This window comes from Burkholderia paludis (assembly GCF_000732615.1).
GTDB lineage: Bacteria > Pseudomonadota > Gammaproteobacteria > Burkholderiales > Burkholderiaceae > Burkholderia > Burkholderia paludis.
Genome location: NZ_JPGL01000015.1, coordinates 18,099 through 25,779, shown reverse-complemented (window position 1 = coordinate 25,779; position 7,681 = coordinate 18,099). Strand labels below are relative to the sequence as shown.

The following is a 7,681-nucleotide window of genomic DNA, read 5'->3' as shown; positions in this document are numbered from 1 at the left end:
ACCCATGAGCCCGGTCGATTGCTTTAGGCAGCCGGTCAGTTGTTTTAGATCGCCGCCCCCGCCAGTTCGGCGTCGTCGATGGCGTTCGACGACGCCCGGATGTCGCTCGGCGAAATGCCGTAGCGCTTGCGGAATGCGATCGAGAAATGCGCGGGGCTGTAGCCGACGCGGTACGCGACGGTCGACACGTTCGCGTCCTCCGCGCACAGCATCGCGTGCGCGGTCCGCAGCCGGTATTCCTGCAGGTACGCATACACGCTCGTGCCGAACACCTTGCGGAAACCGGCGGTGAGCTTGCGCGAATTCATCCCGACACGGCCCGCGAGCGCATCGAGCGTCGGCGGCTGCTGCAGCTCGCGCGTCAGGATGTCGCTCGCCGCGTACACGCGCTCGACGTCCGACGACGTGACGCGCACGTCGGCCGGCGCGAACTGCCGCTGCGTCGCCAGCAACTGCGCGCTCAGCGCGGTCAGCTCGAACGCCTTCGCCTTCAGGTAGTACTCGCGCACCGCGCCCTCGAACGGACACGTCGCGATCTGCACGGCAAGCGCCTGCAGCGCCTTGGACGCCGGGCAACTGACGATGCGCGGATCGCCGCCCGTCGGCGCGAGCATCTTCTCCGGCAGCAGGCTCAGGTTGCGGTCGAGCGCGTCGAGGCCGAGCTGCACGATCGTGTAGCGCAGCGGGACGTCGCGATCGTAGATCTGGTGCGTCGTGAATTCGCCGTCGTTGGCGATCACGCACAGGCCCGGCCCCTTGATGCACTGCTCGGGCTGGCCCGGTACGCGGCAGCGCAACTGCCCGCTCTGCACGAGGACGAGCTTCAGCCCTTTTTCGAGCGGCTCCTCGTACCAGTCGCGGCTGTCCGAGCACAGCGTGCCGCTCATGAGTTTCATGCCAGCGTCGATGTGCACCACGCCCGGATGGTTGCCGGGCACGAGCACCGGCGGGTGACGTCGTGACGAAGCGAAGGTGGTCGAGCTCATCGGAGGTCCGTTGGTTAGGCGGCACGCGCGGCCCGGCGCGCGCCGGCGACAACCGGCCGATTGTCCGGCCGGGCCGGGCGGGCGCCGCGCGACAGGCGCCCGATCGAATGAAATTGCCGCGATATCGAAAGAAACGACGCGATCGCGGCACTTGTTACAAATGATAATACCTCTCATTTACATTTTCTGACAACTTGCCCGAACCCAAGGTCAGCGCATGCAATCCTCCCTTTCCTCCGTGGCGCCGGCCTTCCCGGCCGATGCCCCCGACTGGCCCGACGACTTCGCGCACCGCTATCGCGACGCTGGCTATTGGCAGGACACGACTTTCTTCGATGCACTCGACGCGAGCGCGCGGCGCGATCCCGATGCGCTCGCCGTCGTCGACGGCGCGTGCCGGCTCGGCTATCGCGACCTGCTGGCGCGCATCCGCCGTCTCGCGGGCGGCCTCGCGCGCCTCGGCCTGACGCGCGGCGACGCGGTCGTCGTGCATCTGCCGAACGGTGTGCGTTTCATCGAGACGTGCTTCGCGCTGTTCCAGCTCGGCGTGCGGCCGGTGCTCGCCCTGCCCGCTCACCGGCACTACGAGATCGGCGCGTTCTGCCGCTTCGCCGGCGCGCGCGCGTATCTGTGCGCGTCGCAACTCGGCGACTTCGACTGCCGGCCACTCGCGGCCGCGCTGCAGGCCGACTGCCCGTCGCTCGAGCACGTCGTGATGGACGGCGACGATCACGCGTTCACGCCGTTCGACGCCCTGTACGACACGCCGCCGATGCAGGAATGCGCGGCCCGCGCCGACGACATCGCCTGCTTCCAGCTGTCGGGCGGCACGACCGGCACGCCGAAGCTGATTCCGCGCCGCCATCGCGAGTACCTGTACAACGTGCGCGCCTGCAGCACCGCGAGCGGCGTCGACGCCGGCACCGTCTATCTCGCCGCGCTGCCGATGGCGCACAACTTCACGCTGTGCTGCCCCGGCACGATCGGCGCGTTGCTCGCGGGCGGGCGCGTGGTCACGACCGGGCGGCCCGAGCCCGAGCAAAGCTTCGCGCTGATCGCGCAGGAACGCGTCACGCATACCGCGCTCGTGCCGCCGCTCGCGCTGCTGTGGCTCGACGAACAGCCGCAACGGCAGGCCGACCTGTCGAGCCTGCGGGTGCTGCAGGTCGGCGGCGCGCGGCTCATGGACCACGCGGCCGAGCGCGTGACGCCCGTGCTCGGCTGCCGGCTGCAGCAGGTGTTCGGGATGGCCGAAGGGCTCATCTGCTGCACGCGGCTCGACGATTCGCCCGAACGCATCGCGCACACGCAGGGCCGCCCCGTGTCGGACGGCGACGAAGTGCGCGTCGTCGACGAAACCGGCGCGCCGGTCCCGCCCGGCGAGATCGGCGAGTTGCAGGTGCGCGGCCCGTACACGATACGCGGCTACTACCGGCTCGCCGACCATGACGCGACGGCGTTCACCGCCGACGGCTTCTATCGCAGCGGCGATCGCGTGCGGCGCACCGCGGACGGCGATCTCGTCGTCGAGGGACGCGACAAGGACCAGATCAATCGCGGCGGCGAGAAGGTCTCCGCCGAGGAGGTGGAGAACCTGTTGCTCGCGCATCCGCAGGTGCACGACGCGGCGGTGGTCGCGATGCCCGACCCGATGCTCGGCGAGCGCACCTGCGCCTTCGTCGTCGCGCGTGCGCCCGCGCCGACGCGGTTGACGCTGAAGCGCTACCTGCGCGACTGCGGGCTCGCGGCGTTCAAGATTCCCGATCGGATCGAGTTCATGCCGCGCTTTCCGGAAACCGGCATCGGCAAGACCAGCAAGAAATCGCTGCGCGACCTGCTGCGCCGCCAGTTCCAGGCGGCGGCCGCATGACCGCGCGCCCGACCGATTCGAACTGGATCCGCGAGTTGCGCCTGTCGCCGTGCCCGCGCGCGCAGCTCGTCTGCTTCCCGCACGCCGGCGGCACCGCGAGCTTCTTTCGCGGCTGGAGCCGCGCGCTGCCGTGGGACATCGACCTGCTCGCGCTGCAGTACCCGGGCCGCGAGGAACGCTTCGGCGAGTCGTGCCTGGCGACGATCGATGCGCTCGCCGGCCCCGCCGCCGACGCGCTGTCGCGCTATGCGCACGCGCCGCTCGTGCTGTTCGGGCACAGCCTCGGCGCGGCGCTCGCGTACGAGGTGGCGCTGCGGCTCGAGGCGCGCGGCGCGGCGCCGCTCTACGTCGCCGTCTCCGCGCTGCCGCCGCCGCATCGTCAGCGCATGTCGGATCTGCACCTCCAGTCCGACGACGCGCTCGTGGGCGACGTCGCGCGGCTGTCCGGCGAGCATGCCGCGCTGCTCGCCGATCCGGAAATGCGCGCGATCTACCTGCCGATGATCCGCCACGACTACCGCGCGATCGAGACCTATCGACGCAACCGGCCGCCGCGGCTCGACACGCCGCTCGGCGTGATGCTGCCGCTCGCCGATTCCGAGCTCGACGACGACGAGGCGCGGGCGTGGCAGGACGTCGCGGCGCGCCCGATCCGCATCGAGACGTTCAGCGGCGACCACTTCTACCTGCGGCACCAATACCCGGCGGTGATCGCACATCTGGTCGAACGGATCGACCAATCCCTTCGTTACGGAAAGGAGTACACATGAAGACACCGGACGCCTGCACGGGCCTTCCCGACGTTCGCGAAGCCATCGATCGGCTGGACGCCGACATCATCGAAGCGCTCGGCCGGCGCATGCAGTACGTGAAGGCCGCGTCGCGCTTCAAGCCGGACGAGGCGAGCATCGCCGCGCCGGAACGGGTGGCCGCGATGCTGCCCGACCGGCGCCGCTGGGCCGAACAGGCCGGCCTCGACGCCGACTACGTCGAGACGCTGTTCGCCAACCTGATCGCGTGGTACATCGCGCAGCAGACCCAGCACTGGCGCCGCCAACGGGGGCTCGCATGAACGCCGGCCTCCCGCTGCTGCACGACACGTTCGCACGCGCGGCCCGCCGCGCCGCCGCCACCGGCGAGCCGACGCTCGCATCGGTGTCGGTGCCGCTGCGGCCGCTCGACTTCTTCGACCTGATCGCCGCGTGGGACGACGGCGCGACGCCGTGGTTCTTCCACGAAGCCGGCGACGCCTCGGTCGCGCTGTTCGGCTGGGACTGCGCGCTCGAACTGAGCGCCGCCGGCGACTCGCGCTTCGCGCAGATCGACGCGCGCTGGCGCACGCTGGCGCGCGAGGCGGTGACGGCCGGCCCGCAGCCGCCGCGCCTGGTCGGCGGCTTCCGGTTCGATTCGCGCGGCGCGCGCAGCACGCACTGGGCGCCGTTTCCCGACGCGAGCATGACGGTCGCGAAGCTGCTGATCGTGCGCGAGGGCGATGCGCACTGGGCCGTCTGCCAGCACGTCGTCGCCGCGCACGACGATCCGGCCGCGCTCGCGCATGCGTGCCTCGACCGCATCGAGTCGCTCGGCGCGCTCGCCGCCGCCCGCGACGACGACGCACCGCATCTGCTGCACACGCAGGCGCTGCAGGCGAGCGAATGGCAGCACGAAGTCCGGCGCGCGGTGGATGCGATCCACGGCGGCGCGTTCGGCAAGGTCGTGCTCGCGCGCGACGTGCTCGAACAATACGCGCGGCCCGTCGCGATCGCGCCGCTGCTGCGCCGGCTCAGGCAGCGCGACGCGCATGCGCACCTGTTCGCGGTTCGCCGCGACGGCGCCTGCTTCGCCGGCGCCACGCCGGAGCGCCTCGCCCGCGTCGCGGCCGGCGACGTGCGCACGCACGCGCTGGCCGGGACGATCCGGCGCGGCGCCACGCCCGACGACGATCGCGCGCTCGGCGCGGCGCTGATGGCCTCCGCGAAGGAGCGGCTCGAACACGCGCTCGTCGTCGATGCGATCCGTGCGGCGCTGGCGCCGCTGTCGCACGCGCTCGACGTGCCCGGGCAACCTTCGCTGCACCGGCTGCCGAAGCTGCAGCACCTGAGCACGCCGATCCGCGCGACGCTGAAGGCGGACGCGACGCTGCTGCAGGTCGTCGCGGCGCTGCATCCGACGCCGGCGGTGGCCGGCCACCCGCGCGACGCGGCGCTCGACCACATCCGCGCGCACGAAGGATTCGATCGCGGCTGGTATGCGGCGCCGATCGGCTGGATCGACGCGCACGGCAACGGCGATTTCATCGTCGCGCTGCGCTCCGCGCTGGTCGACGGCGGCGCGTGCCGGCTGTTCGCGGGCTGCGGCATCGTCGCCGATTCCGAGCCGGTCAACGAATATCAGGAGACCGAACTCAAGCTGTCGGGCATGCAGGCCGCGATCCGCCTGCGCGATGCGGCGGTCGATCCGCACGGCCGCTCGCGGGTGTCGGCTTCGTCGACGGTCGAGTGACGCAGCAGCGCCGCGGCCACGCCGATCACAACTGCGGCAGCGTGAGCCGGATATGCTCGGCGAACGCCGCCGTCAGATGCGACGGCCGCTTGCGATCGAACCGCAGCGCAATACCCACGGCCGGCAACGGCGGCAAGCGCGGATCGCCGTTGACGATCGCGAGATCGGCCGGCACCGCCGTCTGCGTCATCACCGCGAACGCCTGCCCGGAGCGCACCAGCGCGATCAGCCCGGCGAGACTGCTGCTCGCATACGCGATGCGGTAATCGCGGCCGGCGCGATCCAGCGCGTCGCGGGCCGCGACGTGATCGAGCGTGTCGCGGTCGGACAGCGCGAGCGGCAACGGATCGAAATGCGCGGGCGTCAGCCCCGGCGCGCCGATCCAGACCAGTTGCTCGCGGCGGATGACGTCGTCGTGCGCCGCGTCGTCGGGCAACGAAATCATCGCCAGATCGACCGCGCGCTTCTCGAGCTGTTCGAGCAGCCGCGGCGTCGGCCCGCACACGACTTCGACGATCGCCTGCGGATGCAGGCTCGAAAACTGCCGCAGCAGCGCCGGCAGCCAGGCCGCCGCGTAATCGTCCGGGCACCCGAACCGGATCGTTCCCGACAATCCCGTACCGCACAGGTCGGCCATCGCCTCGTCGTGCAGCCGCAGGATGCGCTGCGCGTGCACGAGCAGCCGCTCGCCCGGGTGGGTCAGCACCACGCCGCGGCCGGTACGCTGGAACAGCGGCTGGTCGACGGCTTCCTCGAGCCGCTTCATCTGCTGGCTGAGCGCGGACTGGGTCCGCCCGACGCGCGCGGACGCGCGGCTGAGGGCCCGCGCCTCCGCGATCGCGACGAACGAGCGCAGCAGGTCGATGTCGAGCGAACGTCCCAAGGTATCAGCTCCTTTTCTACCTTGCATAAGAACTATTCGTTTCCATCAAACCAGACGCGCGCCTAGACTGCAAGCGAACCCTGCCCCCTGCCCGGAGACGCCCGATGTCCCTGAACGACGACCCGACCTTCTGGCGCAACGCCAGGCAGCACCTGGTCCGCTACGGCGGCACGTTCGAGCCGATCATCGTCGAGCGCGCGCAAGGCAGCTTCGTGTACGACGCGGACGGCCGCGCGATCCTCGATTTCACGTCGGGCCAGATGAGCGCGGTGCTCGGCCACAGCCATCCGGAGATCGTGTCCGTCATCGGCGAATACGCGGGCAAGCTCGACCACCTGTTCAGCGGGATGCTGTCGCGGCCGGTCGTCGATCTCGCGACGCGCCTCGCCGACATCACGCCCGCCGGGCTCGATCGCGCGCTCCTGCTGAGTACCGGCGCGGAATCGAACGAAGCCGCGATCCGGATGGCGAAGCTCGTCACCGGCAAGTACGAGATCGTCGGTTTCGCGCAATCCTGGCACGGCATGACCGGCGCGGCCGCGTCGGCCACCTACAGCGCCGGCCGCAAGGGCGTCGGCCCGGCCGCCGTCGGCTCGTTCGCGATCCCCGCGCCGTTCGCGTACCGGCCCCGCTTCGAGCACAACGGCGCGTACGATCCGCTCGCCGAACTCGACTACGCGTTCGACCTGATCGATCGCCAGTCGAGCGGCAGCCTCGCGGCCTTCATCGCGGAGCCGATCCTCAGTTCGGGCGGGATCATCGAGCTGCCGGAAGGCTACATGGCGGCGCTCAAGCGCAAGTGCGAGGCCCGCGGCATGCTGCTGATCCTCGACGAGGCGCAGACCGGCGTCGGGCGCACCGGCACGATGTTCGCGTGCGAGCGCGACGGCGTGACGCCCGACATCCTGACGCTGTCGAAGACGCTGGGCGCCGGGTTGCCGCTCGCGGCCGTCGTCACGTCCGCGCAGATCGAGGAACGCGCGCACGCGCTCGGCTACCTGTTCTACACGACGCACGTATCCGACCCGCTGCCCGCGGCAGTCGGCCTGCGCGTCCTGGACGTCGTGCAGCGCGACGGGCTCGTCGCACGGGCGAACGCAATGGGCGACCGGCTCCGACGCGGCCTGCTCGACCTGATGGAACGGTTCGACTGCATCGGCGACGTGCGCGGACGCGGGCTGCTGCTCGGCGTCGAGATCGTCAAGGATCGCCGCACCAAAGAGCCGGCGGACGGGCTCGGCGCGAAAATCACGCGCGAGTGCATGAACCTCGGGCTCAGCATGAACATCGTGCAGTTGCCCGGGATGGGCGGCGTGTTCCGGATCGCGCCGCCGCTGACCGTCAGCGACGAAGAGATCGACCTCGGCCTGTCGCTGCTGGAACAGGCGATTGCACGCGCGCTGTAACGGTGCGCGGCAACCCCTTTGCGCGCCCCGCCCG

7 protein-coding genes are annotated in these 7,681 nt (G+C 70.8%); 5 read left to right on the top strand and 2 right to left on the bottom strand.

The window, feature by feature from the left end; translation table 11 throughout:
• Window positions 1-44 precede the first annotated feature (44 nt).
• The gene (locus GQ56_RS0111140; protein ID WP_052001392.1) at window positions 45-986 is read right to left on the bottom strand and encodes a helix-turn-helix transcriptional regulator; all 942 of its coding nucleotides are present in this window, start codon (window positions 984-986) and stop codon (window positions 45-47) included.
• 217 nt (window positions 987-1,203) lie between these two features.
• Here GQ56_RS0111140 and GQ56_RS0111135 point away from each other — a divergent pair, with 217 nt between their 5' ends.
• The 4 genes from GQ56_RS0111135 to GQ56_RS0111120 are packed head-to-tail and all read left to right on the top strand — an operon-like array spanning window position 1,204 to window position 5,358.
• On the top strand, window positions 1,204-2,856 hold the full coding sequence (locus GQ56_RS0111135; protein ID WP_043301291.1) for a (2,3-dihydroxybenzoyl)adenylate synthase: 1,653 nt from the start codon (window positions 1,204-1,206) through the stop codon (window positions 2,854-2,856).
• Entirely contained in the window at window positions 2,853-3,626 is a 774-nt protein-coding gene (locus GQ56_RS0111130; protein ID WP_031398728.1) for a thioesterase II family protein, read from the top strand. The genes GQ56_RS0111135 and GQ56_RS0111130 overlap by 4 nt, the downstream gene beginning before the upstream one ends.
• Window positions 3,623-3,928: an isochorismate lyase gene (locus GQ56_RS0111125; RefSeq protein ID WP_031398727.1), complete on the top strand. Its 306-nt coding sequence runs from the start codon at window positions 3,623-3,625 to the stop codon at window positions 3,926-3,928. The genes GQ56_RS0111130 and GQ56_RS0111125 overlap by 4 nt, the downstream gene beginning before the upstream one ends.
• Window positions 3,925-5,358, top strand: a complete 1,434-nt coding sequence (locus GQ56_RS0111120) for an isochorismate synthase (RefSeq protein ID WP_031398726.1) — start codon at window positions 3,925-3,927, stop codon at window positions 5,356-5,358. The genes GQ56_RS0111125 and GQ56_RS0111120 overlap by 4 nt, the downstream gene beginning before the upstream one ends.
• 25 nt (window positions 5,359-5,383) lie before the next feature.
• On the opposite strand, the gene GQ56_RS0111115 is transcribed toward GQ56_RS0111120, so the two are convergent.
• Window positions 5,384-6,268 (bottom strand): LysR family transcriptional regulator, encoded by an 885-nt coding sequence (locus GQ56_RS0111115; protein WP_031398725.1) that lies wholly within the window; start codon window positions 6,266-6,268, stop codon window positions 5,384-5,386.
• A gap of 77 nt (window positions 6,269-6,345) precedes the next feature.
• Here GQ56_RS0111115 and GQ56_RS0111110 point away from each other — a divergent pair, with 77 nt between their 5' ends.
• Window positions 6,346-7,647, top strand: coding sequence for an aspartate aminotransferase family protein (locus GQ56_RS0111110; RefSeq protein WP_031398724.1), 1,302 nt, complete (start codon window positions 6,346-6,348; stop codon window positions 7,645-7,647).
• Window positions 7,648-7,681 lie beyond the last annotated feature (34 nt).

Excerpts from the sequence above, each read along its gene's own strand:
- GQ56_RS0111115 (WP_031398725.1), bottom strand. The coding sequence starts at position 6,268 with ATGCAAGGTAGAAAAGGAGCTGATACCTTGGGACGTTCGCTCGACATC.
- GQ56_RS0111110 (WP_031398724.1), top strand. The coding sequence starts at position 6,346 with ATGTCCCTGAACGACGACCCGACCTTCTGGCGCAACGCCAGGCAGCAC.
- GQ56_RS0111125 (WP_031398727.1), top strand. The coding sequence starts at position 3,623 with ATGAAGACACCGGACGCCTGCACGGGCCTTCCCGACGTTCGCGAAGCC.
- GQ56_RS0111135 (WP_043301291.1), top strand. The coding sequence starts at position 1,204 with ATGCAATCCTCCCTTTCCTCCGTGGCGCCGGCCTTCCCGGCCGATGCC.
- GQ56_RS0111120 (WP_031398726.1), top strand. The coding sequence starts at position 3,925 with ATGAACGCCGGCCTCCCGCTGCTGCACGACACGTTCGCACGCGCGGCC.
- GQ56_RS0111140 (WP_052001392.1), bottom strand. The coding sequence starts at position 986 with ATGAGCTCGACCACCTTCGCTTCGTCACGACGTCACCCGCCGGTGCTC.
- GQ56_RS0111130 (WP_031398728.1), top strand. The coding sequence starts at position 2,853 with ATGACCGCGCGCCCGACCGATTCGAACTGGATCCGCGAGTTGCGCCTG.